This window comes from Luteibacter sp., assembly GCF_036499525.1.
Lineage (GTDB): Bacteria > Pseudomonadota > Gammaproteobacteria > Xanthomonadales > Rhodanobacteraceae > Luteibacter.
In genome coordinates, this window is record NZ_DASYDO010000071.1 from 54,085 (window position 1) to 78,026 (window position 23,942).

General features: G+C 65.6%; 23 protein-coding genes and 6 tRNA genes. 22 read left to right on the plus strand and 7 right to left on the minus strand.

Annotated features, from left to right (window positions below; all coding sequences use genetic code 11):
- Positions 1–60 precede the first annotated feature (60 nt).
- The 3 genes from VGM71_RS14935 to VGM71_RS14945 form a co-directional block, all read right to left on the minus strand.
- Complete coding sequence (locus VGM71_RS14935) at positions 61–510, minus strand: RDD family protein (RefSeq protein WP_331546553.1); 450 nt, start codon at positions 508–510, stop codon at positions 61–63.
- A 178-nt stretch (positions 511–688) separates the two neighbouring features.
- The gene (gene parE / locus VGM71_RS14940) at positions 689–2,575 is read right to left on the minus strand and encodes a DNA topoisomerase IV subunit B (RefSeq protein WP_331546555.1); all 1,887 of its coding nucleotides are present in this window, start codon (positions 2,573–2,575) and stop codon (positions 689–691) included.
- 209 nt (positions 2,576–2,784) lie between these two features.
- Complete coding sequence (locus VGM71_RS14945; protein ID WP_331546557.1) at positions 2,785–4,584, minus strand: aminopeptidase P family protein; 1,800 nt, start codon at positions 4,582–4,584, stop codon at positions 2,785–2,787.
- A 114-nt stretch (positions 4,585–4,698) separates the two neighbouring features.
- Here VGM71_RS14945 and VGM71_RS14950 point away from each other — a divergent pair, with 114 nt between their 5' ends.
- From VGM71_RS14950 to truD, 9 genes are read left to right on the plus strand one after another with little or no spacing between them, the layout of a single operon-like run.
- Positions 4,699–6,378 carry a CTP synthase gene (locus VGM71_RS14950; RefSeq protein ID WP_331546559.1) on the plus strand — a complete coding sequence of 560 codons (1,680 nt, stop codon included), beginning with the start codon at positions 4,699–4,701 and terminating at the stop codon, positions 6,376–6,378.
- Complete coding sequence (gene kdsA, locus VGM71_RS14955; protein WP_331546561.1) at positions 6,375–7,205, plus strand: 3-deoxy-8-phosphooctulonate synthase; 831 nt, start codon at positions 6,375–6,377, stop codon at positions 7,203–7,205. The genes VGM71_RS14950 and kdsA overlap by 4 nt, the downstream gene beginning before the upstream one ends.
- 51 nt (positions 7,206–7,256) lie before the next feature.
- A complete protein-coding gene (locus tag VGM71_RS14960) occupies positions 7,257–7,640 on the plus strand; it encodes a hypothetical protein (protein ID WP_331546563.1) in 384 nt (127 codons plus the stop codon).
- A 10-nt stretch (positions 7,641–7,650) separates the two neighbouring features.
- On the plus strand, positions 7,651–8,949 hold the full coding sequence (eno, locus tag VGM71_RS14965) for a phosphopyruvate hydratase (protein WP_331546565.1): 1,299 nt from the start codon (positions 7,651–7,653) through the stop codon (positions 8,947–8,949).
- Positions 8,950–8,972: 23 nt separating this feature from the next.
- Positions 8,973–9,302, plus strand: coding sequence for a cell division protein FtsB (gene ftsB, locus VGM71_RS14970; protein WP_331546667.1), 330 nt, complete (start codon positions 8,973–8,975; stop codon positions 9,300–9,302).
- On the plus strand, positions 9,302–9,991 hold the full coding sequence (ispD, locus tag VGM71_RS14975) for a 2-C-methyl-D-erythritol 4-phosphate cytidylyltransferase (protein WP_331546567.1): 690 nt from the start codon (positions 9,302–9,304) through the stop codon (positions 9,989–9,991). The genes ftsB and ispD overlap by 1 nt, the downstream gene beginning before the upstream one ends.
- Positions 9,991–10,464: a 2-C-methyl-D-erythritol 2,4-cyclodiphosphate synthase gene (ispF, locus tag VGM71_RS14980; protein WP_331546569.1), complete on the plus strand. Its 474-nt coding sequence runs from the start codon at positions 9,991–9,993 to the stop codon at positions 10,462–10,464. The genes ispD and ispF overlap by 1 nt, the downstream gene beginning before the upstream one ends.
- Complete coding sequence (gene mgtE / locus VGM71_RS14985; protein WP_331546571.1) at positions 10,461–11,888, plus strand: magnesium transporter; 1,428 nt, start codon at positions 10,461–10,463, stop codon at positions 11,886–11,888. The genes ispF and mgtE overlap by 4 nt, the downstream gene beginning before the upstream one ends.
- 8 nt (positions 11,889–11,896) lie before the next feature.
- A complete protein-coding gene (gene truD, locus VGM71_RS14990; RefSeq protein WP_331546573.1) occupies positions 11,897–12,913 on the plus strand; it encodes a tRNA pseudouridine(13) synthase TruD in 1,017 nt (338 codons plus the stop codon).
- Positions 12,914–13,012: 99 nt separating this feature from the next.
- On the opposite strand, the gene VGM71_RS14995 is transcribed toward truD, so the two are convergent.
- A complete protein-coding gene (locus VGM71_RS14995) occupies positions 13,013–13,558 on the minus strand; it encodes a Smr/MutS family protein (protein ID WP_331546575.1) in 546 nt (181 codons plus the stop codon).
- A 129-nt stretch (positions 13,559–13,687) separates the two neighbouring features.
- Here VGM71_RS14995 and surE point away from each other — a divergent pair, with 129 nt between their 5' ends.
- The 4 genes from surE to VGM71_RS15015 are packed head-to-tail and all read left to right on the plus strand — an operon-like array spanning position 13,688 to position 16,827.
- Positions 13,688–14,470 (plus strand): 5'/3'-nucleotidase SurE, encoded by a 783-nt coding sequence (surE, locus tag VGM71_RS15000; RefSeq protein ID WP_331546577.1) that lies wholly within the window; start codon positions 13,688–13,690, stop codon positions 14,468–14,470.
- Positions 14,471–14,519: 49 nt separating this feature from the next.
- Complete coding sequence (locus VGM71_RS15005) at positions 14,520–15,155, plus strand: protein-L-isoaspartate(D-aspartate) O-methyltransferase (protein ID WP_331546579.1); 636 nt, start codon at positions 14,520–14,522, stop codon at positions 15,153–15,155.
- Positions 15,156–15,184: 29 nt separating this feature from the next.
- Positions 15,185–15,793: a DedA family protein gene (locus VGM71_RS15010; RefSeq protein WP_331546581.1), complete on the plus strand. Its 609-nt coding sequence runs from the start codon at positions 15,185–15,187 to the stop codon at positions 15,791–15,793.
- Between the two features lie 23 nt (positions 15,794–15,816).
- Positions 15,817–16,827, plus strand: a complete 1,011-nt coding sequence (locus VGM71_RS15015; RefSeq protein WP_331546583.1) for a peptidoglycan DD-metalloendopeptidase family protein — start codon at positions 15,817–15,819, stop codon at positions 16,825–16,827.
- A gap of 108 nt (positions 16,828–16,935) precedes the next feature.
- Here VGM71_RS15015 and panE read toward each other — a convergent pair whose 3' ends face one another.
- From panE to yhbY, 3 genes are read right to left on the minus strand one after another with little or no spacing between them, the layout of a single operon-like run.
- Positions 16,936–17,880: a 2-dehydropantoate 2-reductase gene (gene panE / locus VGM71_RS15020; RefSeq protein WP_331546585.1), complete on the minus strand. Its 945-nt coding sequence runs from the start codon at positions 17,878–17,880 to the stop codon at positions 16,936–16,938.
- 12 nt (positions 17,881–17,892) lie between these two features.
- Positions 17,893–18,264, minus strand: coding sequence for an Mth938-like domain-containing protein (locus VGM71_RS15025; protein ID WP_331546587.1), 372 nt, complete (start codon positions 18,262–18,264; stop codon positions 17,893–17,895).
- Between the two features lie 5 nt (positions 18,265–18,269).
- Positions 18,270–18,563, minus strand: coding sequence for a ribosome assembly RNA-binding protein YhbY (yhbY, locus tag VGM71_RS15030; RefSeq protein ID WP_331546589.1), 294 nt, complete (start codon positions 18,561–18,563; stop codon positions 18,270–18,272).
- A gap of 80 nt (positions 18,564–18,643) precedes the next feature.
- On the opposite strand from yhbY, the gene rlmE reads away from it, so the two are divergent.
- The 9 genes from rlmE to VGM71_RS15075 all read left to right on the plus strand — a co-directional run bounded on the left by rlmE (position 18,644) and on the right by VGM71_RS15075 (position 23,937).
- Entirely contained in the window at positions 18,644–19,294 is a 651-nt protein-coding gene (gene rlmE / locus VGM71_RS15035; RefSeq protein WP_331546591.1) for a 23S rRNA (uridine(2552)-2'-O)-methyltransferase RlmE, read from the plus strand.
- Complete coding sequence (gene ftsH / locus VGM71_RS15040) at positions 19,291–21,222, plus strand: ATP-dependent zinc metalloprotease FtsH (protein WP_331546593.1); 1,932 nt, start codon at positions 19,291–19,293, stop codon at positions 21,220–21,222. The genes rlmE and ftsH overlap by 4 nt, the downstream gene beginning before the upstream one ends.
- A 187-nt stretch (positions 21,223–21,409) precedes the next feature.
- A tRNA-Arg gene (locus tag VGM71_RS15045) sits at positions 21,410–21,486 on the plus strand.
- 141 nt (positions 21,487–21,627) lie between these two features.
- Positions 21,628–21,704, plus strand: a tRNA-Pro gene (locus tag VGM71_RS15050).
- A gap of 24 nt (positions 21,705–21,728) precedes the next feature.
- Positions 21,729–21,805, plus strand: a tRNA-Arg gene (locus VGM71_RS15055).
- A gap of 14 nt (positions 21,806–21,819) precedes the next feature.
- Positions 21,820–21,896: transfer RNA gene (locus tag VGM71_RS15060), tRNA-His, on the plus strand.
- Between the two features lie 21 nt (positions 21,897–21,917).
- Positions 21,918–21,993 (plus strand) — tRNA-Lys (locus VGM71_RS15065).
- A 158-nt stretch (positions 21,994–22,151) separates the two neighbouring features.
- Positions 22,152–23,801: a phosphoethanolamine--lipid A transferase gene (locus VGM71_RS15070; RefSeq protein WP_331546595.1), complete on the plus strand. Its 1,650-nt coding sequence runs from the start codon at positions 22,152–22,154 to the stop codon at positions 23,799–23,801.
- A gap of 51 nt (positions 23,802–23,852) precedes the next feature.
- Positions 23,853–23,937: transfer RNA gene (locus tag VGM71_RS15075), tRNA-Leu, on the plus strand.
- The last annotated feature ends 5 nt before the right edge of the window (positions 23,938–23,942 follow it).

The window sequence follows — 23,942 nt, forward strand, 5'->3', positions numbered from 1 at the left end:
TGCCGCGAGTAGCCGCATCGAGACGCCTTCCGGCGTCTCGCGCCGTCCGTCGAGCGGGGTCTAGCCAGGGCTTTCGACGACGATGGTGTCCGCGATCTGGTCGTGCAGGCAGCGAATGTCCTTGCCAAAGATCACTATGAAATTGGCGAGCGCGATCGGCCCGCCAAGATACGGAATGCCGCACAGGAAATGCATGGGCATGATCCGGAGGAAGACGATTCGGCGCAGTGACGCCCGGGAACCGTCAGTGCGGACGATCTTTGTGCCCATCATTTTCTTGCCGATCGACTGTCCCGACCTGTGCATCATGACCAGATTGACGATGACGAGCGCAATGACGGCGAGAATCGTGACGATGAGAGCCGTATCTTCGCCGCTGGTGGTTCCGGTTGCCGTCACCATGAGGAGGATGGGCACGATCACCACGAAGAGCACGGCGCTGTCTAGAAGTGCGCCCCCAAAGCGCTTGCCTCGGGAGGCTTTTTGCCGTTCCAGCCAGTTCCCATCCACGGGTTCGCCATCTAGAGTCGCGCGTGGCACAGCGTGCCGGTTGCTTTCCATATCCTTGTATCTTCTCTCTTTTAGCACCGTTCCCCTGATCCTGAGGGACGCAAGTATAGAGCTCGACCCTGTACCGGCTTCGGGTTTCAACTATGACCCGGCGGACCAGGGTGTCCAGCCATGACCATCAGACTTCCAGTGTCGCCAGGTCGCCCTTGTCCTCGAGCCACTGCTTGCGGTCGCCTGCGCGTTTCTTCGCCAGCAGCATGTCTATCAGCTTGTGCGTGCCGTCGTCGGTGTCGACCGTGAGCTGCACGAGGCGGCGCGTGTCCGGATGGATGGTGGATTCGCGCAGCTGCGCCGGGTTCATCTCGCCCAGGCCCTTGAAGCGCGTGACGCTCACGGCACCCTTCATCTTCTCGCGCTCGACCTTCTCGAGCATCAGGCGTTTTTCTTCCTCGTCGAGGCAGTAGAACACCTGCTTGCCCACGTCCACGCGGAACAGCGGCGGCATGGCCACGAACACGTGGCCCTCGCTGACGAGGGTAGGGAAGTGGCGCAGGAACAGCGCGGCAAGCAGGGTGGCGATGTGCAGACCGTCGGAATCGGCGTCGGCGAGGATTACAACCTTGCCGTAGCGCAGGCCTGAGAGGTCATCCTTGCCGGGATCGCACCCGATCGCCACTGCGAGATCGTGCACTTCCTGCGAAGCGAGCACGGCGCCGGATTCGACTTCCCAGGTGTTGAGGATCTTGCCGCGCAGCGGAAGGATCGCCTGGAAGTCCTTGTCGCGCGCCTGCTTGGCCGAGCCACCCGCCGAATCGCCCTCCACGAGGAAGAGTTCGGTGCGGGTGAGATCGGTGGCCGCACAATCGGCGAGCTTGCCAGGCAGGGCGGGGCCCTGGGTGATCTTCTTGCGCACCACCTGCTTGGCCGCCTTGAGTCGTGCACTGGCGCGCTCGATCGCGAGTTGGGCGATCTTCTCGCCAAGGTCGACGTGCTGGTTGAGCCAAAGGCTGAAGGCATCGTGCACCACGCCCTCGACGACGCCGGCGGCGTTGCGCGACGACAGGCGCTCCTTGGTCTGGCCAGCGAACTGGGCGTCCTGCAATTTGATGCTGAGTACGAAGGCGAGGCGTTCCCACACGTCTTCCGGCGCCAGCTTCACGCCGCGCGGCAGCAGGTTGCGCAGGTCGCAGAACTCACGGATGGCATTGGTAAGGCCGGAGCGCAGGCCGTTCACGTGCGTGCCGCCCTGCGCCGTGGGAATGAGGTTGACGTAGCTTTCCTGCACCAGTTCGCCTTCGGGTAACCAGGCGAGGGCGACATCGAGCGTGTCGGTGTCGCGTGCGAAGTGTTTCACGAACAGGTCGGACGGAAGGGCCTCGGCGCCCTGCAATTCGTCGCGCAGGTAGTCGGGCAGACCATCTTCGTAGTACCACTCGCTGGTTTCGCCGCCTTCCTCGACCAGTCGCACGGTGAGGCCGGCGCAGAGCACGGCCTTCGCCCGCAGCAGGTGCTTGAGCTTGGACACCAGGATCTTCGACGTGTCGAAATACTTCGGATCCGGCCAGAAGCGCAGCGTGGTGCCGGTCTTCTTCTTCGGCACGCTGCCGATCACCTCGAGCTCGCTTGCGCGGTCGCCGTTGGCGAAGCTCATCCGGTATTCCTGGGCGTCACGGCGGATCGTCACGTCCACGCGCGTGGACAGCGCATTGACCACCGACACGCCCACACCGTGCAGGCCGCCGGAGAACGCGTAGTTCTTGTTCGAGAACTTGCCGCCCGCATGCAGACGGGTGAGGATCAGTTCGATGCCCGGCACCTTCTCTTCCGGATGGATGTCCACCGGCATGCCGCGGCCGTCGTCGGAGACCTCCACCGAGCCATCGTTGAAGACGATGACCTCGATGATCTTCGCGTGTCCGGCCAGGGCCTCGTCGACGGAGTTGTCGATGACTTCCTGCGCCAGATGGTTCGGGCGCGAGGTATCCGTGTACATGCCGGGGCGGCGCTTGACCGGGTCGAGACCGCTGAGGACTTCGATGTCTGAGGCGTTGTAGCGAGTGTTCATTGGGCGTGGTGCTCGTTCGTAGCCAGGCAGGATGGGGCGTTGGGGTCGTGGCGGTCAAGCCTGGAGGATGGCGGTATCACCCATCGAGACCACGGTAGGAGCGCGCCTTGCGCGCGACAGTTTTTCGCGCCAGTCCGGACGTTGGCGCGCCAGCTCCATGTCATGGCCTCAAAATATGTCGCGCGCAGGGCGCGCTCCTACAGGTCCCGTCACAGTGGCGAGCAGTGCCACTCGAGCCATTCCCGGTCCGCCCCGTCCAGCAGCGGCGACAGCGCAGCCCGCACCGTGGCGTGGTAGTCGTCCAGCCACGCACGTTCCGACGGCTCGAGCAGGCGCGGTTCCAGGCCGCGGCGGTCGAACGGGCAGAGGGTGAGTGTTTCGAAGGCGAAGAATTCGCCGAACTCGGTGCTGTCGGCCTGGGTCACCACCGCGAGGTTCTCGTGGCGGATGCCGTAGCGGCCGGGCTTGTACAGGCCCGGCTCGATCGAGGTGATCATGCCGGTTTCCAGTGGCACCAATGCCCCACCGGCCACCGGCGGGCGGATGCCGTGCGGACCTTCGTGCACGTTGAGGAAGTAACCCACGCCGTGTCCCGTGCCGTGGCCGAAGTCCATGCCGGCGGCCCACAGCGGCGCGCGAGCGAGGGCATCGAGCTGGGGCCCGCTGGCGCCTTTGGGAAAGCGCGCGCGGGACAGCGCGATCAGGCCCTTGAGCACGAGGGTCGAATCGCGGCGCTGTTCGTCGGTGGCCGGTCCGAGGGCCAGCACTCGGGTGATGTCCGTGGTGCCGCCCATGTACTGGCCACCGGAATCCACCAGCAGCAGGCCCTTCGCCGCCAGCGGGCTGAAGCCGGCTTCCGTGGCCCGGTAATGGGGCAGGGCGCCGTTGGCCTGGTAGCCCGCGATGGTGGAGAAGCTCTCGCCAACAAAGCCTGCCTGGGCTGAGCGGGCCTCCCGGACGATCGTATCGACGTCCAGTTCGGTGAGCGGCTCGCCGGCGGCAAGGCCTGTCTCGATGCGGCGGAAGGCTTTCGCCAGCGCGGCGCCGTCGCGGCGCATCACGTCGCGGACGTGGTCCAGCTCTTCCGGTGTCTTACGTGCCTTCTGGGCGGTGGACGGATTCGGCGCGCGCACCTGCTTCACCGTGGCGGGCAGGCCCTCGAGCAAGGCCACGACGACGCGGCTGGCGTCGTACAGGAGCACGGCGTCGTCGGGGAGGGCGGCGATGGCCGAGCCCGCGGTGACGTAGTCGGCCAGCGAGATGCCGTCGGCGGCCAGCGCAGCTTTCACCTCGGCCGGCACTTGGGCGCCGTCCACGAACAGTGTGGCCGTGGATTCGCCGATCAGCAGGTGGGCGAGGAAGACCGGGTTGTACTCGACGTCCGCGCCGCGCAGGTTGGTCAGCCAGGCAATATCGTCGAGGCTCGAGAGCAGGTGGTGCGTGGCGCCCGCCCGGCGCATCGCGGTGCGAACATGGCGCAGCTTGTCGGTGCGCTCCACGGCGGCGAACGGGGCGGCGTGGGTGAAGACCGGTGCCGCGGGCCGGGCAGGTCGACCGATCCAGGCCGAGCCCGGCAGGTCGAGGTCCGTGCGCAAGATGGCACCGCCCTCCTGGAGGAGCCGGGCGAGATTTTCCGCCCCCGCGACCGCGAGGCTGTCGCCGGCGATGGCGAGCACATCGCCCTCGTTCAGCTTCTCGGCCAGCCAGCCCACGTGCTCGGGCGTATGTGCCACGTTGAGCTTCATCAGGGGCAGCCCACTGCCGGCGAGTTCCGCCTCGGCCTGAGAAAAGTAGCGGGAGTCGGTCCACAAGCCGCCGCCCGTGGCCGTCACCACCAGGGTTCCGGCCGAGCCGGTGAATCCGGAGAACCACTCGCGGGCCTGCCAGCGAGGCGGCAGGTACTCGGAAAGGTGCGGATCGGCCGAGGGGATGACGACCGCGGCGACGCCTTCACGGACCATGGCGGCGCGAAGGGCCTGCAGACGGGTAGGGATAGGGGAGGTGCTCATCGGCCCATGGTAGCGAAATGGCTTGCCGGGGCGATCGGGGATTTCCGTTCAGGTGGCACTCGCGAGCGGGGGCGCACTTAGGTAAAATACATATTTCCAGCACTGGCTGCTCGCATGACTCCCCTGATTTTCGTCACCGGCGGTGTGGTGTCTTCCCTCGGGAAAGGCATCGCAGCGGCGTCGCTTGCCTCCATCCTCGAGGCGCGTGGTCTTTCCGTGACCATGATGAAGCTCGATCCGTACATCAACGTGGACCCGGGCACCATGAGCCCGTTCCAGCACGGCGAGGTGTACGTCACGGACGATGGCGCCGAGACCGACCTGGACCTGGGCCATTACGAGCGCTTCGTGCGCACGCGCCTCACCGGCAAGAATTCGATCACCGCCGGCAAGATATATGAATCCGTGATCCGCAAGGAGCGGCGCGGCGATTACCTCGGTGCCACAGTGCAGGTGATCCCGCACATCACCGACGAGATCAAGCATTCCATCCACGAGGCCACCCGCGGTTTCGACGTGGCCCTGGTGGAGATTGGCGGTACCGTAGGCGACATCGAGTCGCTGCCGTTCCTCGAAGCCATCCGCCAGCTGCGCATCGAGCACGGCCCGGAGAAGTGCATGTTCGTGCACCTTACCCTGGTTCCTTACATCAAGGCCGCGGGCGAGATCAAGACCAAGCCCACCCAGCATTCGGTGAAGGAACTGCGCTCCATCGGTATCCAGCCCGACGTGCTGCTGTGCCGTTGCGAAGAGCCGCTGCCCGACGGCGAGCGTCACAAGATCGCGCTGTTCACCAATGTGCCGAAGAATGCCGTCATCAGCACCATCGATGTCGACGTCATCTACAAGCTGCCCATGTGGCTGCACGAGCAGGGCCTGGACGAACTGGTCATCCGCCGTCTCGGCCTCGACGCCGGTCCGGCCGACCTGTCCAGCTGGGAGCGCACGGTCGAGGCCGTGGAGCATCCGCGCGACGAGGTCACCGTCGCCATCGTCGGCAAGTACGTGGAACACAAGGACGCCTACAAGTCGCTGGGCGAGGCGTTGCGCCACGGCGGCATCAAGCAGAGCACGCGGGTAAACCTGCACTGGGTCGATTCCGAAGACGTGGAAGCGCGCGGGGCCCGCACGGTACTCGGCGATGCCGATGCCATCCTGGTGCCCGGTGGCTTCGGCAAGCGCGGTTTCGAGGGCAAGATCCTCGCCGCGCAGTTCGCCCGCCAGACCGGCATCCCTTACTTCGGCATCTGCTACGGCATGCACGCCGCCGTCGTGGAGTTCGCGCGCAACACCGCTGGCCTCCCGCTGGCCGATTCCAGCGAGAACGATCGCAACACGCCGGACCCGGTGATCGGGCTGATCACCGAGTGGACCACCGCCACCGGTGAAACCGAGGTGCGCACCGAGCGTTCCGACCTGGGTGGCACCATGCGCCTGGGTGCGCAGGAGTGCCGCCTGAAGGCCGGTACGCTGGCCCGCGAGTTGTACGGCGAAGACGTGGTGCGCGAGCGCCATCGGCATCGCTACGAGTTCAACAACCGTTATCGCCAATCGTTCGAGGACCTCGGCCTTGTCATCTCCGGCAAGTCGATGGACGACCTGCTGGTGGAGATCGTCGAACTGCCGCGCCAGGTCCATCCGTGGTTCCTTGGCTGCCAGGCGCATCCGGAATTCACTTCCACGCCGCGCGAAGGCCACCCGCTGTTCATCGGCTTCGTCCGCGCCGCGCGCGAGTACAAGGCCGTTCGCGATGGCGAAAGGCTCGCCATCCGCTCCGAGGAGTCCGCTGCATGAAGCTTTGTGGTTTCGAGGCTGGTCTTGACCAGCCGCTGTTCCTGATTGCCGGCCCCTGCGTGATCGAATCGATGCAGCTGCAGCTCGACGTCGCTGGCAAGCTCAAGGAGATCACCGGCCGGCTTGGTATCAACTTCATCTTCAAGTCCAGCTTCGACAAGGCCAACCGCTCTTCCGGCTCCAGTTTCCGCGGCCCCGGCCTGGAAGAAGGCCTGAAAGTGCTCGACGCCGTGAAGAAGCAGATCGGCGTGCCCGTGCTTACCGACGTGCACGAGTACACCCCGATGAACGAGGTCGCCGCCGTCGTCGACGTGCTGCAGACTCCGGCCTTCCTCGCCCGCCAGACCGACTTCATCCAGAACGTGGCCCGTGCCGGCAAGCCGGTAAACATCAAGAAAGGCCAGTTCCTCGCCCCGTGGGACATGAAAAACGTGGTGCAGAAGGCCTTTGACGTGGGCAACCACGACATCATGGTCACTGAGCGGGGCGCGAGCTTCGGCTACAACAACCTCGTTTCCGATATGCGCTCGCTCGCGGTCATGCGCGAGACGGGCTGCCCCGTGGTGTTCGATGCCACGCATTCGGTGCAGCTGCCTGGCGGCCAGGGCACCAGCTCCGGCGGTCAGCGCGAGTTCGTGCCGGTGCTGGCGCGTGCAGCGGTGGCGGTGGGCGTGGCGGGCCTCTTCGCCGAAACCCATCCCGATCCGGCCAAGGCGTTGAGCGACGGCCCGAACGCCTGGCCCCTCGACCAGATGGAAGAACTGCTCGAGACGCTGATGGAACTCGACCAGGCCGTGAAGCGCCGCGGGTTTACGAAGCACGCCTGATCGTTCCTCCGGGACGGTATCATTGACGGAATCGCGGGGGAGGCTGGCTGGATGACTGACGACAACGGGATCCACGATGCCGCCGCACCCCGCCAGCACGTGCTGCGCATGCCGCAGTCGGGTCACGGTGTCGCCTCGTTCGTCATCGCCCTGGTTTCCGGCCTCGTCATCCTGGCCGCCATCACCTTTTCCGCGTTGATCGTCGCTTCCGGCGATTCCGGACAGCATATGGCCGTGTTCGGCCTCATCGGCATCGTGATGTGCGCCTTCCTGGTGCTCTCGCTGGTGGGGCTCGTGCTCGGGCTCATCGCCCTGCGCCGCCAGGATCGCCGCCGCACGTTCGGCGCGATCGGGTTCGGGCTCAACGCACTCATCCTCGTCGGTACCGCGGGCCTCATGCTCGTCGGCACCTTCTTCAGTCATTCCAGCTCGTAACGGGAAGCGCATGACCACGTCCATCACCACCATCCACGCCCGCGAGATCCTCGATTCGCGCGGCAATCCGACCCTCGAAGCCGAGGTCACCCTCGCCGACGGTTCGTTTGGTCGCGCGGCCGTGCCCAGCGGCGCGTCCACCGGTACGCGCGAGGCCGTCGAACTGCGCGACGGCGACAAGGGCCGCTACGGCGGCAAAGGTGTGAAGAACGCGGTGGCGAACGTGAACACCACGATCGCCAAGGCACTGGTGGGCTTCGACGCCGCCGACCAGAAGGGCGTGGACACGAAGCTGATTGCGCTCGACGGCACCGACAACAAGGGCAAGCTGGGCGCCAACGCGCTGCTCGGCGTGTCAATGGCGGCCGCGCACGCCGTGGCGGCCTCCCGGAAGCAGGCGCTGTGGCAGTACCTCATGGTGGACGGTGGCGGTTCGTTGCCGGTACCGATGATGAACATCATCAACGGCGGCGCGCATGCCGACAACAATGTCGACGTGCAGGAGTTCATGGTGCTGCCGGTAGGCGCGCCGAGCTTCGCCGAGGCGCTGCGCCACGGCGCCGAGATCTTCCACGCGCTGAAGTCCGTGCTGAAGGGCCGTGGCCTCAACACCGCGGTGGGCGACGAAGGCGGTTTCGCACCGAACCTGAAGTCCAATGTCGAAGCGCTCGACACCATCCTTGAAGCCGTGCACATGGCCGGCTACAAGGTTGGCAGCGACATCCTGCTCGGCCTCGACGTGGCCAGTTCGGAGTTCTTCAAGGACGGCAAGTACGACCTCGAGGGCGAAGGCAAGGTCTTCACGCCGGAACAGTGGGTGGACACGCTGGCGTCCTGGGCCAGGCAGTACCCGATCGTCACGATCGAGGACGGCATGGCCGAAGGCGACTGGACCGGCTGGGCCCACCTCACCAAGGCGCTGGGCCAGGGCGTGCAGTTGGTCGGCGACGACCTGTTCGTGACCAATCCGAAGATCTTCGCCGAAGGCATCGAGAAAAAGATCGCCAACGCCATCCTCATCAAGGTCAACCAGATCGGCACGCTGTCGGAAACGCTCGAGGCCATCGCCATGGCCGATCGCGCTCAGTACGCGGCCATCGTGTCGCATCGCTCGGGCGAAACCGAAGACACCACGATTTCCGACATCGCCGTAGCCACCACCGCGACGCAGATCAAGACCGGCTCGCTGTGCCGGACCGACCGCGTGGCCAAGTACAACCAGCTGCTGCGCATCGAGGAAGCCCTCGGCGCGAAGGCGAAGTACGCCGGCCGGGCTGCGTTCCCGAACCTGTCGAAGCTGCCTGGCTGAGTCCTGTCTTGAGCAACGCGGCAATCCTGCGCTGGGTCGGCCTGATCCTCGTCATCGTCCTCATCGCACTGCAGCTGAAGCTGTGGGTCGGCGGTGGGGGCATGGCCGAGGTCGATTCCCTGCGCGAATCGGTCAGGAAGCAGACCGAGGAGAACGCGGGGCTGCAGAAGCGTAATCAGGCCCTGGCCGCCGACGTCGAAGACCTGAAGCATGGCGAGCAGGCCACCGAGGCACGCGCACGGCAGGAATTGGGCCTGGTCAAGCCGGGCGAAACCTTTTATCAGGTGGTCGAACCGGGGGCGGCCACCAGCGCGCCGCCGCCGCCGCCCCCCGTCGCGCCCGGCGGCCAGTGATGGACGCGCTGTGGTGTGTCCTGCCGGCCGCCGGAAAGGGCGTCCGCGCAGGCGGCGACCGGCCGAAGCAATATCAGCCGATCGGAGGGCGGCCAATGCTCGACCACACGCTCGAGCGTCTGGCGGCGCATCCCTCGATCGCCGGCCTCATGGTGGCCATCGCTGCGGACGACCGACACTTCGCCGCGGTGGACAGCATTGGCGGCAAGCCGCTGCGGGTCGCCATCGGCGGTGGCGAGCGCAGCGACTCGGTTCTGGCGGGGCTGCTGGCGCTGCCTGCGTCCGTTCGCGACGACGACTTCGTGCTCGTCCACGACGCCGCGCGTCCGTGCGTACGCGCGGATGACATCTCGCGCCTGATCGAGCGGGCAGGGCAGGTGGACGGCGGGCTCCTGGGCGCACCGCTGCGCGACACCCTGAAGCGCGCGGATGCCGGTTGTCACAGCATCGACACCGAACCGCGCGAGGGTCGCTGGCGGGCATTCACGCCGCAGATGTTTCGTCGCGGGGCGCTGGTCCATGCACTTCGCCTTGCCGGCGAAGCGGGTATCGTGGTGAGCGACGAGGCGATGGCCATGGAACGGCAGGGCGTGTCGCCCCTGCTGGTGGAAGGCTCGGAAGACAATATCAAGGTGACCACGCCGGCCGATTTCGCGCTGGCGGAGTTCCTTCTAGGGAGAACACGGTAATGCGCATCGGCCAGGGATTCGACGTCCACGCATTCGGCGAGGGCGACCACGTGATGCTGGGCGGCGTGCGCGTGCCACACACGCACGGCGTGCTGGCGCATTCCGACGGCGACGTGGTGCTGCACGCGCTGTGCGATGCGTTGCTCGGTGCATTGGCGTTGGGCGATATCGGCAAGCACTTTCCGCCATCCGACGAGACGTGGCGTGGAGCGGATAGCCGCCGCTTCGTTCGCGCGGTGGGCGCGATGCTGAAAGAACGAGGCTACGAACTCGGCAACGCGGACATGACCGTCGCCTGCGAAGCGCCGAAGGTAGGCCCGCACGCGTCGGCCATGCGCGAGATCATCGCCGCGGACCTCGGCGTGGACGTGGACCGCATCAGCATCAAGGCGACGACGACCGAAACCCTCGGCTTCACCGGTCGCCGTGAAGGCATCGCGGCGCTCGCCACAGTCCTGGTACTGCGCGCATGAGCGAGATCGAACCGCGCCCGGCGACGCCTCGCCTGCACGACAGGCTGGAGGCGATCACCGACCTGCTTCGGCGCAGGGAAGACCTGCTCGCGTTCGCGGGTGCGGTGCCAGGCGGCAACGACGCCGCGCTGGATGCCGCCGATGCGGAACTGCAGTCGCGGCTCGACGAGTTGCATCCAGCTGACCTGGCCGACGTGCTCGAATCGTTGCCGCTGGTGGATCGTCTCGCCGTCTGGCAGCGCGTGCGCTCGGATCGCGACGGCGACATCCTGCTGGAAGTCTCGGATTCCGTCCGCGAAACGCTGATCGCGGACATGGACGATCGCGAGATCCTCGCCGCCGTCGAGCCACTGGACGCCGACGAGCTGGCCGACCTGGTCGACGACCTGCCGACCGAGGTACTGCCGGAACTGATGGCCAGCCTCGACGCGCAGGAGCGCGAGCGCGTGCAGGCCGCGATGTCCTACGAGGACGACCAGGTCGGTGCATTGATGGACTTCGACATGGTCACCATCCGCGAGGACATCAGCCTCGAGGTGGTGCTGCGCTATCTGCGACGTTTCGACGAGCTTCCGGCGCAAACGGACAAGCTGTTCGTCGTGAATGCGGACAACGTGCTCACCGGCGTGCTGCCGCTGCACTGGTTGCTGGTGAATCCGCCCGAGAAGATGGTCCACGAGATCATGGCGCCGGACGTGAACACCTTCCGTCCGGAAGACGATGCTTACGACGTGGCCCAGGCCTTCGAGCGCTACGACCTGGTGACGGCGCCAGTCGTCGATGCGCAGCAGCGCCTGATCGGCCGTATCGCCGTCGACGCGATGCTCGACTTCATCCGCGAGGAGAGCGAAACCGAGGCGCTGTCACGCGGCGGCCTGCGTGAGGAAGAAGACATCTTCGCCTCCGTGTGGAAGTCCGTGCGCAACCGCTGGGCCTGGCTGGCGATCAACCTCGTCACCGCCTTCATCGCCTCGCGCGTCATCGGCCTGTTCGAGCATTCCATCGAAAAGCTCGTGGCCCTCGCGGCGCTCATGCCCATCGTGGCCGGCATTGGCGGCAACTCGGGCAACCAGACCATCACGATGATCGTGCGCGCGATGGCGCTTGAGCAGATCGGCGTGTCGCAGGCCAGGCGCCTGTGGCGCAAGGAGCTGGCCGTCTCGCTGGTCAACGGCATCGTCTGGGGCGGGGCCATCGGCATCGTCGCGTGGATGCTCTACGGCAGCATCCCGCTTGGCGTGGTGATGACGGCCGCCATGACGCTGAACCTTCTTCTCGCGGCCTTCATGGGCGTGGGCATTCCCATGCTGATGACGAAGCTCGGGCGCGATCCTGCGCTGGGCTCCAGCGTGCTCATCACGGCGATGACCGATAGCGGGGGCTTCTTCATCTTCCTCGGCCTCGCCACGCTGTTCCTGCTGTAGGACTTTCCATGAGCGACACCGAACTCCCCTTCGCCTTCGGCGCGCCGCCGCTGCGTGCGCGTCTTCGCGCGACGCCCCAGGATTTCTTCGTCGAGGAGGTCCTTGGGTACGAGCCGGACGGCGCGGGCGAGCACGCCTTCCTGATCGTCGAGAAGCGCGGGACGAACACCGACTGGGTCGCACGCGAACTGGCGAAGTTCGCCGGTACGGCGCCGATGAATGTCGGTTACGCGGGCATGAAGGATCGGCACGCCGTGACGCGGCAGGCGTTCACGGTGCAGTTGCCGGGCAAGGCGGATCCGGACTGGTCGACGTTTCCGCATGCGGAAGTTTCGATCCGGTCACTGGGCCGGCATTCGCGCAAACTCAAGCGCGGGGCGTTGCGCGGAAACCGGTTCGTGCTCGTGCTACGCGAGATCGAAGGCGACCGCGGGGAAGCGGAAGCGCGTCTCGCCGCCATCGCGGCGCGCGGCGTGCCCAATTATTTCGGCGAGCAGCGTTTCGGGCTTGGTGGCGGCAACGTGGCGCAGGCGCGGGCGATGTTCGGCGGGCGGCGCGTTGATCGCGACAAACGTTCCATCCTGCTTTCGGCGGCGCGTTCGCACATCTTCAACGGCGTGCTCGCGGAGCGCGTGGCTGCCGGCACGTGGGATGCGCCGATGGATGGCGAGATCTGGGCGCTCGACGGTTCACGTTCGTGGTTCGGGCCTGAGCCGTTCAACGACACATTGGCTGAAAGGCTGGGTCGTTTCGACATCCATCCGTCCGGGCCGCTATGGGGCCGCGGCGAAACGCCTGCGGGCGATGCTGCCGGTGAACTGGAGCGGGCGGTCGCTTCACGCGACGAGGATCTTGCGAAAGGCCTGGCCGATGCGCGCATGGACCAGGAGCGCCGCGCGCTGCGCTTGCAGCCGCGCGATTTCGCGTGGCGTGGGCTGGAGGATGGTGCGCTTGAAGTGTCCTTCGGCCTTCCGGCCGGTGCCTATGCCACCACGGTAATCCGCGAACTGGCGGTGATTTCGTAGGAGCGCGCCCTGCGCGCGACATGTTTTGAGGCCATGACCCGGAGCTTGCGCGCCAGCTCCGGGACTGTCGCGAAAAGATGTCGCGCGCAGGGCGCGCTCCTACGTTCCTCTCAGCAGCACGACCACCGCCCCGGTCCCGCCCTGCATCGGCCGCGCGGAAGCAAAAGCCACCACATCGTCACGCCGCCGTAGCAATCGATCCGTCAGCCCCTTCAACACCGGGCCGGCGGCTTTCGAGCGAAGGCCCTTGCCATGGATGATCCGCACACAACGAATTCCGTCGTGCCGGCATTCGGCAAGGAATTCGGAGATGGTCAGCTGTGCCGCCGCCGCGTTCATCTGGTGCAGGTCCACGTCGGCCTGGATACTGAACTGCCCGCGCTTCAGCTGTTTCAGCAGCCGGGGAGGGTAGCCGTCGCGCAGGTACGACAATTCCTCGCCCACCTCGAGATCGGCCGGGTCGTAATCGAACAGTATGGAATCCGCGGGCACGGCGGCCTCGTCGGCGTCGCGCATGTGCGGATGCGGCGCCGGACGCGGCTTTTCGGGCACGGCCTCGACCTCGGGAAGAGGGCGAACTTCCCCGATCGCCTCGCGAAACAGGCGGCTGTCGTCGTCGTTTACCTTCGGCGGGCGTCGCGTCATGCCCCCATCCTAACCTACGGTGTCTGCGTGGCCGTTCCGTGAATCCCGCGGCCCGCTCCGGTAGACTTGGACGGTCGGGCGGCTCCCTCGAGATCGGGTCGCCCCGCCCGTTTTTCGATCTGGATCAGCATGCAAGTTCTGGTTAGCAACGACGACGGCGTGGAGGCCCCTGGCATCCAGGTGCTGGCCGAGCGTCTGGCCGAGTTCGGTACGGTGACGGTGGTCGCTCCCGATCGCGATCGCTCCGGCGCGAGCAATTCGCTCACGCTCGATGCGCCCATCCGCGTGCACCGGCTGGACAGCGGCGCGTACCGCGTCGCCGGTACGCCTACCGACTGCGTGCACCTGGCGCTTTCGGGCCTGCTCGACCACGAGACCGACATCGTCGTGTCCGGGATCAACAGTGCCGCCAACCTCGGCGACGACGTCATCTATTCGGGTACCGTGTCCGCCGCGATGGAAGGCCGCTTCCTCGGGTTGCCCGCGATCGCCGTCTCGCTGGTCACGCATGAGGATTCCGGCCGCCATTTCGATACCGCCGCGAGCGCGGTGCTGATGCTGATGCGCCGCCTCATCGTCGACCCGCTGCCGGCCGACACCATCCTCAACGTGAACGTGCCCGACCTTCCCTGGGAGCAGGTGCGCGGCTTCGAGGTCACCCGCCTCGGCAAGCGCCATCGCTCGGCGCCCGCCATCCGCACGGCCGATCCGCGCGGCCGCGCGATGTGGTGGATTGGTCCGCCCGGCGAGATCGACGACGACGGTCCCGGTACCGACTTCGACGCGGTCCGTCGCGGCTACGTTTCGGTCACGCCGATCCACACCGACCTCACGCGCGTGCAGGCGCTGGAGAAAGTCAGCAGCTGGATGCTGTCGCTTTCCTCGGCGATGGACGACGAGGAGGCGGCCTGACGTGGTGAACATGCATGCACTTCCTCCATCGGCCCTGCGCGGCGAGGGAATGACCTCGCAACGCGCGCGCGATCGCCTGGTGGCCAAGCTCGTGGAAGAGGGCATCCGCGATGAACGCGTGCTGGAAGTGATCCGGCAGCTGCCGCGCCACCATTTCATCGACCAGGCGCTGCATTCGCGCGCCTACGAGAACACCGCGCTGCCGATCGGCCACGGCCAGACCATTTCGCAGCCCTGGATCGTGGCGCGCATGACCGAGGCACTGATCGAGCACGGCATTCCGGAACGCGTACTGGAGATCGGCACCGGGTCCGGGTACCAGGCCGCGGTGCTCGCCGGCATCGTGCCGACCGTCTATACCGTGGAACGGATCGAGGAACTGCTTCGCCAGGCGCGCCGCCGCTTCCGTCAACTCGGCATCGCGAACCTGCGTTCGCGCCACGACGACGGCAAGCTCGGCTGGGAATCGGACGCCCCTTTCGACGCCATCATCCTTACCGCGGCGGGCGATCGCGTGCCGGCGGTCCTGTTCGACCAACTCAAGCCCGGCGGCGTGCTCGTTGCGCCGGTGGGCAGTCCCAGCCAGCAGGTGCTGGTGCGCATGCGCAAAGACGAAAACGGAGAGATCCACCGCGAGGACCTCGGCGCGGTGAGCTTCGTTCCGCTACTGGGCGGCATTGGTTGATGCCAGGCAATCATAAGGAAACCGGCTGAATGCGGATGTTTTCATCGCTGTACGAGCGCGCGATCGTCTGGGCGCGCCATCGCCATGCGGTCCGCTACCTCGCGGTACTTTCCTTCGTCGAAGCCTTCATCTTCCCGGTGATGCCGGAAGTGATGCTGGCGCCCATGATGCTTGCGCAGCCGCGCAAGGCATTCCGCTTCGCGAACTGGAGCCTGCTGTTCTCGCTGCTTGGTTCGCTCGTCGGCTATTCCCTCGGCCATTACGCGTACGAGGCGCTGAAGCCGCTGCTTGAGTCGATGCACCTGCTGGCACCGATCCAGAAAGGCGTGGCCAACCTGCAGCAGGATATGCAGGCGCATTCGCTGGGCCTGTACATCGTGCTGGCGATGGCGGCGCTGCAGCCGGTGGTGCCGATGAAGTTCGTGACCTGGGCCTCCGGCATCGTCGGCGTGCCGGTGTTGCCGTTCCTCATCTGCATGCTGATCGGCCGCGGCAAGCGGGTATGGCTGCTGGCGCTACTGGTGCGCGTCTTCGGCGAACGCGCTGAACAGATGCTTCGCAAACACATCGAGTGGATAGGGTGGGCTGTTATCGTAGCCATCATCCTGCTTGCCGCCTGGTGGTTCCTGTTGCGATGAGTGACCGTGAAGGGAGATCCGCGATGCTCGTGACCCGTCCGCTTGCCCTGCTGGTCGTCCTGGCCGCGAGCCTCGTGCTTGCCGGCTGCGACCTCGCTCCGCGCAGTTCGGTGGTCGTCACGCGCAGTAGTGCCGGTGGCTACACGCCAGCCAAGGTCTCCACGCCGCCGCCGGCGCCCGGTGGCAGCTACCGGGTGGTGAAGGGCGACACGCTCTATAGCATCGCCTTCCGCAACAAGGTGGATTTCCGCGACCTTGCCAGCTGGAACGCCATCGCGTCGCCGTACACGATCTGGCCGGGGCAGGACCTGCGGCTGTCGCCGCCGGGTCGCGAAGCGAAGCCGGCCGCGCCGGCGACGCATCCCGCGCCCGTGGTCGCCGCGGTACCGCCACCGCCGGCCGGGCACCCCAGCCAGCCGAACCAGCCCAGCCCCGCACCCCGGCAGGGTTTCGCTCCCGTCACCGAGTCCGACACGACGCCTCCCGCCGTGCCGGCGCCGGCCACGACGACGAACACGCCGGTGGTCATTGCCGGCAAGCCGGCCGAGTCCCTCGTTCCGCCGCCCCCGGCACCGACGGCTCCCGCTACCCAAGCCCCGGAACCCGTCGAGAATCCACCGGCTTCCACACCCGTCGTCACCAAGGGCGCCACGCGCAGCGTGGGCGGCATCGCCTGGCGCTGGCCCGCCGACGGCACCATGCTGAAGAAGTTCTCATCCGGCGACGCGATCCCCGGCATCGAAGTTGGCGGCAAGGCGGGCGACCCGGTCCGTGCCGCCGCCGACGGCGTGGTGGTCTACAGCGGCAATGGCCTCGTGGGCTATGGCGAACTCGTCATCATCAAGCACAGCGACAGCTTCCTCTCGGCGTACGGCCACAACCGGAAGCGTCTGGTGAAGGAAGGCGAGAAGGTGAAGGCAGGGCAGAGCGTGGCCGAGATGGGCTCCACCGGCGCGACCCGCGACGAACTGCAGTTCCAGATCCGTCGCGACGGCAATCCAGTCGACCCGCTGCAGTACCTGCCACCGAGGTAGGAGCGCGCCCTGCGCGCGACAGCTTTTCACGAGGAACAGCAGGCCCTGCTTCTCACCGCCTCAAAACATATCGTACCCGACGCGGGCATAAACGCGCAGGGCGCGCTCCTACATGGAATGGGCTTCGCGGTCGCGGCGCGTTTCGAACGCCTGAAGATGCGCATACGCCACTTCAAGCATCGGCGCCGCCACACCTGCATCGCGCGCACGACGAAGCATGTCGCCGACGATGTGGTCGGATTCGATCCGCTGTCCCGCTTCCAGGTCGCGCAGCATCGATGCCGTGAGCGTCGAGCCTTCCGCGGTCAACGTCTTCCAGGCGAATGCGCGGGCGTTGTCGGGTACGGCATGCCCCGAGGCGCGGGCCACGTTCAGGCATTCCTCGTACATGCGCTCGATGAGCTGCCGTCCATCGCCGGTGGCGACGATATCGCCGACACTGGCGCGGAACAGGCACGTGCTTCCCGCCAGCGTGGCGAGGAAGGCGAACTTCGCCCACAGGTCGCGCTGGATGTCGTCGGAGTGTTTGTAGTCCACCTTCGCGGTGGCAAAGGCTTCGGCGATGGCGGCGCACCGTCCGGCATGCTCTTGCCCATCGCGCTCGCCGAAGGTCACCGAGGCGCCGTTGCCGAAATGGATGATTTCGCCGTTGGGGCCCCTGGCCGCGCTGATCACGCATAGGCCGCCGACGACCCGCTCGGGACCGAAACGGCTGTCCAGCATCGGATAGTGGGCCAGGCCGTTGAGGACCGGCAGGACAGCCGTGTCTTCGCCCACCGCGGGATCGATGGCCTCGATGGCGGAATGCAGGTCATAGGCCTTGCTGGACAGCAGGACGAGATCGAACGAGCCGGCGTCCGCCACCGTCTCGGCCAGCACATGCTTCACCCGCAGGCTGGCGTCTCCGAACGGGCTGACGATCACTAGCCCTTTCGCATCCAGTACGCGGGCCCGCTCCGGACGGACCAGGAAGGTGACATCCAGTCCGGCCTGGGCGAGCCGCCCCCCGAAATATCCGCCGGTGCCGCCGGCGCCAAGGACGAGGATGCGCATTGGGTTATGCCTTCATGGGAGGATGAATGCCGCCAGAACCCGCCGCCCCTCGCCCGCAAGCAGGCTATAAGTGCGGGCCGCCGAGCCATTGGTCATGGCTTCGATGCCGATACCCCGGCGGAGGAAGCCGGCCATGACTTCGGCCGGCGGGAACACCTGGCGTTCGCCCGTGCCCAGGAGGACGAGTTCCGGCTCCAGGGCGGCGATCTTCTCGACATCGGCCAGGGTGAGGCGGGAGGCGTCCGTGACGTCCCAGTCCTCGATGACCTGTTGCGGTGTCAGCAGGATGCTCTTGTGGAAGTCGCGGTCGACCACCGTGACCGTATCGGCGCCGACGCGGCGCACGAAAAGATAATCGCCGGGATGTTCGAACGACAGGTCCATGGGAATTACCGGGGCAGGGCGAGCTTCGGATCCTGCTCGTTTCGACGGAACAGGACCACGACATGGCCGATCTCCTGGACCGCTTCCGCGCCGGTCTGGCCGGCGAGGAAGGCAATCTGCTCCTGGCGCTCGTCCTTGTCGCCCCCGGAAAGCTTCACCTTCACCAGTTCATGGATGTCGAGGGCCTGGGCCAGCTCCTTGGCGACGGCCTCGGTGGCTCCCTTGTTCCCCAGGAGGATGACGGGGCGGAGGTCGTGGGCGAGGCTGCGCAGGTAGCGGCGCTGTGTAGGGGAGAGCATGCGTTCAGTTTCGGTTCGCGGCGGATAGGCGGCAAAGGGTATCATGCGAGGCTTGCCCACTTCTTCCGCGGGTCCACCCGATGTCACGCAGCAAGAGCAGTTCCCGCTGGCTTCGGGAGCATTTCGACGATATTTACGTCAAGCGCGCCCAGGCCGAGGGCCTGCGTTCGCGCGCCGTATTCAAGCTCGAGGAGCTCATCGACCGCGACCGCCTGATCAAGCCCGGCATGACCATCGTCGACCTCGGCGCGGCCCCGGGCGGCTGGTCTCAGCTGGCCCGGCAGCGTCTGGGCGATACCGGCAAGGTGATCGCCCTGGATATCCTGCCCATGGCAGGGCTGGCCGGCGTGGATTTCATGCAGGGCGATTTCCGCGAGGAATCGGTCCTGCACGAGCTGGAAGGCAAGCTGGAAGGTCAAAAGGTCGATCTTGTCCTATCGGACATGGCCCCCAATATGTCGGGTGTGGCACTAGCCGACCAGATCCGCGCCATGGACCTTTGCGACCTGGCCCGCCAATTCAGCCTCGACTGGCTGAAGCCCGGTGGTTCATTTCTAGTGAAGCTGTTCCAGGGGGCGGGTTTCGACGAGTACCTCAAGAACTTGCGCGCGGACTTCAGTCGCGTGACGATGCGTAAACCGAAGGCTTCCCGCGCGCGTTCGCGGGAAGTTTATGCGCTGGCGACAGGACTGAAGTCCGCGTCCCGGCAACCAGGCGAGAACCGCGCATGAACGAGATGGCAAAAAACCTGTTGCTCTGGCTGATCATCGCGGTGGTCCTTCTAACCGTATTCCAGACCTTCAACCCGCACAGCGGCGCGTCGCAGGACATGTCCTACACCACCTTCGCCCAGCAGGTGGATAACGGCAACGTCGCCAGTGGCACCATTACCTCCACCGCCCCGCCGACGGTCACCGGCAAGCTGAAGGACGGCGGTTCCTATCGCACCGTGGTGCCGGTAGTGGGCCTGTCCACCAGCGACCTCGTGAAGACGATGCGCGACAAGGGCGTCGAACTGCGCCAGGAGCCGGCCGATAACGGCTTCTCCCTGATCGGCCTGCTGTTCAACTGGCTGCCCATCATCATCTTCGTGGCCGTGCTGATCTGGTTCATGCGCCAGATGCAGGCGGGCTCGGGTGGCCGCGGCGCCATGAGCTTCGGCCGCTCGCGCGCCAAGCTCCAGGGCGAAGACCAGGTCAAGGTCAACTTCAACGACGTCGCCGGTTGCGACGAGGCGAAGGAAGAAGTTGGCGAACTCGTCGAATTCCTTCGCGACCCGGGCAAGTTCCAGAAGTTGGGTGGCAAGATCCCGCGCGGCGTGCTCATGGTCGGTCCCCCCGGCACCGGCAAGACCCTGCTCGCCAAGGCCATCGCGGGCGAGGCCAAGGTACCGTTCTTCTCGATCTCCGGTTCCGACTTCGTCGAGATGTTCGTCGGCGTCGGCGCCAGCCGCGTGCGCGACATGTTCGAGCAGGCGAAGAAGCACGCGCCCTGCATCATCTTCATCGACGAGATCGACGCCGTCGGCCGCCATCGCGGCGCCGGCATGGGCGGCGGTCACGACGAGCGCGAACAGACCCTCAACCAGTTGCTGGTCGAGATGGACGGTTTCGAAGGCACCGAAGGCATCATCGTCATCGCCGCCACCAACCGTCCCGACGTGCTCGATCCGGCGCTGCTGCGTCCGGGCCGTTTCGACCGCCAGGTGGTGGTTGGCCTGCCCGACGTGAAGGGGCGCGATCAGATCCTAAAGGTGCATATGCGCAAGGTGCCGACCGCGGCCGATGTCGACCCGATGACCATCGCGCGCGGCACGCCGGGTTTCTCGGGCGCCGACCTCGCCAACCTCGTGAACGAGGCCGCGCTGTTCGCCGCCCGCGAGAACGCCCGCGAAGTGCGCATGAGCCACATGGACCGCGCACGCGACAAGATCCTGATGGGCGCGGAGCGCCGCTCGATGGCGATGAACGACGAAGAGAAGCGTCTCACCGCCTATCACGAAGCCGGTCACGCCATCATCGGACGGCTCGTTCCCGAGCACGATCCGGTCTACAAGGTCACCATCATTCCGCGTGGCCGCGCGCTGGGCGTGACGATGTACCTGCCGGAAGGCGACCGCTATAGCATGAACAAGGTCGCGATCGAATCGCAGCTGTGTTCGCTGTACGGCGGCCGCGTGGCGGAAGAGATCATCTTCGGCCACGACAAGGTCACCACCGGCGCGTCGAACGACATCGAGCGCGCGACGAAGATGGCGCGCAACATGGCCACGAAGTGGGGCCTGTCCGACGAGCTTGGCCCGGTCACTTACGGCGAAGAAGAAGACGAAGTCTTCATCGGTCGCTCTGTCACGCAGCACAAGAGCGTGTCCAACGAAACCGCACGCAAGATCGACGAAGTGGTGCGCACCATCCTCGACCGTGCCTACGCGCGCAGCAAGGACCTGCTCACCACGAACATCGACAAGCTGCACGTAATGGCCGAGACGCTGCTGCTGTACGAGACGATAGACGCGCGCCAGATCGACGACATCATGAACGGTCGCGAGCCAGGTCCGCCGGCTGACTGGCAGAAGCCTGGGTCGACGCCACCGCCACCGCCACGCGGTGACGCGGGCTCGGCACCCGACAAGGTCGGGAAGCCGGCGACACAGCTCTAAGAGGAAAGGGCGGCCAGTGTGCCGCCCTTTCTCGTTTTTACCCCCTCGCGTGCGGGTGTGTTACCGATTTGCGAAAAAAAAGATGTAAAAAGTGTTGACGCACACGCCGGATATCTGAATAATTCCGCTTCTCGGCACGGCGCTAACGCCTCACGGCGGTAGTCTCCGGGTCAACGGTTTAAAGTGTGCGCCCGTAGCTCAGTTGGATAGAGTACCAGGCTACGAACTTGGTGGTCGGGAGTTCGAATCTCTCCGGGCGCACCATCTTTAAGCAAGACCATCGCGTTTGTGCGGCGGTCGCGGTTGTTGAAAGTGTGGTGTGTTCAAAACGGATTGACGGGCTTGGCTTTGACCCGTAACATTTGAAGGCTTCAGCCCAATGTATCGGGATGATGCTTGAAGTTTCGGGGTATAGCTCAGTCTGGTAGAGCGCCAGCTTTGGGAGCTGGATGTCGGGGGTTCGAATCCCTCTGCCCCGACCAGTTGGCGTTCTACGTACAGTGCCTGCGCCTGTAGCTCAATCGGATAGAGCATCGGCCTTCTAAGCCGACGGTTGCAGGTTCGATTCCTGTCGGGCGCGCCAATTGAAGTTTTATGGTGGGCGTAGCTCAGCTGGTTAGAGTACCGGATTGTGATTCCGGATGTCGTGGGTTCGAGTCCCATCGTCCACCCCACTTACAACGCAAGTTTCAAACGGGCCGTTAGCTCAGTTGGTAGAGCAGTTGACTCTTAATCAATTGGTCGTAAGTTCGAATCTTACACGGCCCACCAAATGCAAAGGCGCTCAGGGGAACCTGGGCGCCTTTTTCTTTTTGTGCGCAGGGCGTCGCCCCGACGATCCGAAGAAAGTCGTTTGTGACATGATTGTGTCAGTGTAGTTTCACGACTTTCAGCGCCTCGCGAATCTGGCGGGCCGAGCAGGGGCCCGAATGATCGTTCAAGACCAGGCGGCCCGCGGCCCCGAAAAACGCGCGCTGCCAGCGCTGGTGCTGAGCGCTGCTGTGGCTGTCTACATCCTCGCGGCACTCAATCGCAGCCTCTGGTCCGAACTGCATGAGGCACTGTCGGCCTCGCGGAACATGGAAGGATTCTGGGCGCTGAGCGCGACCGTTTGTTGTCGACTCGCAGGCAACCTCATCATGATCGTCGCACTGGTCACGTGGCCGCGCATCGGCAAGGGCTTGCTGGCCCTGTTGATCCTCGTGTCGGCGGCAAGCGCGTATTACGCTCAGACCTTCGGCGTGCGCCTGAACGAAGAAATCATCCAGAGCGTCTTCGAGACGCAGCGTGCCGAAGCGGCGGCCTTGATTACCCGGGATTCCGTCACATGGATCGTCCTGTTCGGTGTGCTTCCCGCCGTGCTCGTCCTGCTGGTACCGCTGCGCTTCATGCCGAAGTGGCGGCTGCTTGGCTGGCGGGCGGTCATCGTGGCGGCTGCCGTCGTGTTGATGTTCGTGCCGCCCCTGTTTGCCGGACGCAGCTACGTCTACTTCGAACGCAATCATCGCGGGATGTACGACGTATTCAATCCCTATGCCGCGCTGAGCGGCACCTTCCACTACCTGCAGCGCAACGTCCTCCGCCGCAAGCAGGCGATGGCGCCCATCGGTACGGACGCCGCGCTTGCTCCCGACGCCGGCGCGACCAGCCACAAGCGCGTGGTCGTGCTGGTGGTGGGAGAGACCGCGCGGGCGGAGAACCAGTCGCTACAGGGCTACGCGCGCGAAACCAATCCCGAGATGAAGCGCGCCGGCGCCATCTATTTCAGCGACGCCTGGTCGTGTGGCACGGCGACCACGGTGTCGGTCCCCTGCATGTTCTCCAACATGACGCGCGAGAAGTTCGACAAGCCCGCGGCGAAGGCACACTGGAATGCGCTGGATGTCCTGCAGCATGCCGGCGTGGATGTGTACTGGCGCGACAACGACGAAGGCTGCAAGGACGTCTGCCTGCGCGTGCCCAACGACGATCTCACCCATGCAAAGGTCGACGGCCTGTGTGACGCGAATGGCTGCTTCGACGAGGTGCTGGTGGCCGACCTGCCCGAGCGCCTGGCGAAGATGCGGTCACCCGCGTTGCTGGTGCTGCATATCAAGGGAAGCCACGGCCCGGCCTATTTCCGGCGCTATCCGAAGGCGTTCGATGTCTTCGGACCCGGCTGCGACACGGAAGAAGTGCAGACATGCACGTACGCCCAGACCGTGGCCAGCTACGACAACACGATCCTCTATACCGACCATATCCTCGGCAAGGTCGTGGACGCATTGAAGGCGGCGCCCGAAGTCGACGGCGCCATGATGTACCTGTCAGACCACGGCGAATCGCTGGGCGAGAACGAGATCTACCTTCACGGCGCAGACTGGGCCACGGCACCGACCCAGCAGAAGCACGTGCCCATGCTGATGTGGCTGTCGCCCGGCTGGGTACGCGACAGCGGCGTGGGCCTGGACTGCATGGAGCGCCGGCGAGTGCAGCCGGCAAGCCAGGACAATCTCTTCCATACGCTGCTTGGCTTCTTCGGCACGCGAACGACGGTCTACAACCCGGAGCTCGACCTGCTGGCGAGTTGCCGGGCGTGAGGGTCGCGCGTGTGGACCCGCAGCCGTCGGCCCCCTAGAATGATGCGGCGCGCGAGAGTGGCGGAATTGGTAGACGCACCAGATTTAGGTTCTGACGGGGCAACCCGTGCGGGTTCGAGTCCCGCCTCTCGCACCATTCTG

What these genes read in the sequence shown, in the direction of transcription:
- parE (WP_331546555.1), bottom strand. Translation starts at nt 2,575, where the DNA reads ATGAACACTCGCTACAACGCCTCAGACATCGAAGTCCTCAGCGGTCTC.
- VGM71_RS14945 (WP_331546557.1), bottom strand. Translation starts at nt 4,584, where the DNA reads ATGAGCACCTCCCCTATCCCTACCCGTCTGCAGGCCCTTCGCGCCGCC.
- VGM71_RS14950 (WP_331546559.1), top strand. Translation starts at nt 4,699, where the DNA reads ATGACTCCCCTGATTTTCGTCACCGGCGGTGTGGTGTCTTCCCTCGGG.
- kdsA (WP_331546561.1), top strand. Translation starts at nt 6,375, where the DNA reads ATGAAGCTTTGTGGTTTCGAGGCTGGTCTTGACCAGCCGCTGTTCCTG.
- VGM71_RS14960 (WP_331546563.1), top strand. Translation starts at nt 7,257, where the DNA reads ATGACTGACGACAACGGGATCCACGATGCCGCCGCACCCCGCCAGCAC.
- eno (WP_331546565.1), top strand. Translation starts at nt 7,651, where the DNA reads ATGACCACGTCCATCACCACCATCCACGCCCGCGAGATCCTCGATTCG.
- ispD (WP_331546567.1), top strand. Translation starts at nt 9,302, where the DNA reads ATGGACGCGCTGTGGTGTGTCCTGCCGGCCGCCGGAAAGGGCGTCCGC.
- ispF (WP_331546569.1), top strand. Translation starts at nt 9,991, where the DNA reads ATGCGCATCGGCCAGGGATTCGACGTCCACGCATTCGGCGAGGGCGAC.
- mgtE (WP_331546571.1), top strand. Translation starts at nt 10,461, where the DNA reads ATGAGCGAGATCGAACCGCGCCCGGCGACGCCTCGCCTGCACGACAGG.
- truD (WP_331546573.1), top strand. Translation starts at nt 11,897, where the DNA reads ATGAGCGACACCGAACTCCCCTTCGCCTTCGGCGCGCCGCCGCTGCGT.
- VGM71_RS14995 (WP_331546575.1), bottom strand. Translation starts at nt 13,558, where the DNA reads ATGACGCGACGCCCGCCGAAGGTAAACGACGACGACAGCCGCCTGTTT.
- surE (WP_331546577.1), top strand. Translation starts at nt 13,688, where the DNA reads ATGCAAGTTCTGGTTAGCAACGACGACGGCGTGGAGGCCCCTGGCATC.
- VGM71_RS15005 (WP_331546579.1), top strand. Translation starts at nt 14,520, where the DNA reads ATGACCTCGCAACGCGCGCGCGATCGCCTGGTGGCCAAGCTCGTGGAA.
- VGM71_RS15010 (WP_331546581.1), top strand. Translation starts at nt 15,185, where the DNA reads ATGCGGATGTTTTCATCGCTGTACGAGCGCGCGATCGTCTGGGCGCGC.
- VGM71_RS15015 (WP_331546583.1), top strand. Translation starts at nt 15,817, where the DNA reads ATGCTCGTGACCCGTCCGCTTGCCCTGCTGGTCGTCCTGGCCGCGAGC.
- panE (WP_331546585.1), bottom strand. Translation starts at nt 17,880, where the DNA reads ATGCGCATCCTCGTCCTTGGCGCCGGCGGCACCGGCGGATATTTCGGG.
- VGM71_RS15025 (WP_331546587.1), bottom strand. Translation starts at nt 18,264, where the DNA reads ATGGACCTGTCGTTCGAACATCCCGGCGATTATCTTTTCGTGCGCCGC.
- yhbY (WP_331546589.1), bottom strand. Translation starts at nt 18,563, where the DNA reads ATGCTCTCCCCTACACAGCGCCGCTACCTGCGCAGCCTCGCCCACGAC.
- rlmE (WP_331546591.1), top strand. Translation starts at nt 18,644, where the DNA reads ATGTCACGCAGCAAGAGCAGTTCCCGCTGGCTTCGGGAGCATTTCGAC.
- ftsH (WP_331546593.1), top strand. Translation starts at nt 19,291, where the DNA reads ATGAACGAGATGGCAAAAAACCTGTTGCTCTGGCTGATCATCGCGGTG.
- VGM71_RS15070 (WP_331546595.1), top strand. Translation starts at nt 22,152, where the DNA reads ATGATCGTTCAAGACCAGGCGGCCCGCGGCCCCGAAAAACGCGCGCTG.